This is a genomic window from Pseudomonas sp. SIMBA_041 (assembly GCF_046535095.1).
GTDB classification, from domain to species: Bacteria; Pseudomonadota; Gammaproteobacteria; order Pseudomonadales; family Pseudomonadaceae; genus Aquipseudomonas; species Aquipseudomonas mucoides.
The window spans coordinates 1-236 of sequence record NZ_JAWRXJ010000930.1 but is presented as its reverse complement, the minus strand read 5'-3'; the positions used below and the strand labels follow the sequence as shown (position 1 = coordinate 236).

Annotated in this window: 1 protein-coding gene; it reads left to right on the top strand. The window is 69.1% G+C overall.

The window, feature by feature from the left end; genetic code table 11:
* Nucleotides 1-26: 26 nt before the first annotated feature.
* On the top strand, nt 27-236 hold a 210-nt coding region (locus SB725_RS33855; RefSeq protein WP_410923778.1), incomplete at its 3' end, for a hypothetical protein.

Below are 236 nucleotides of genomic sequence, written 5' to 3'. Positions count from 1 at the left end.
CCACGCTCGAGGCGACGGTAGATCGCTTGACGGAACAACCCGCGATCGACGCGGACGCGCTCCGGCTCGCTAGCGCGATCGCCGCCGGCCACGTCCGGATAACGGCGGCCGACATTCTTCGCTATACGCACTGTTCTGAGGCCCGTGCGTCGCAGCTGCGTCGCCGCGTGCTGTCGATGGCCGACATTGACGCGCCGGCCGTCATCGACAGCGAAACCGTCGACGCGGTCGCGCCG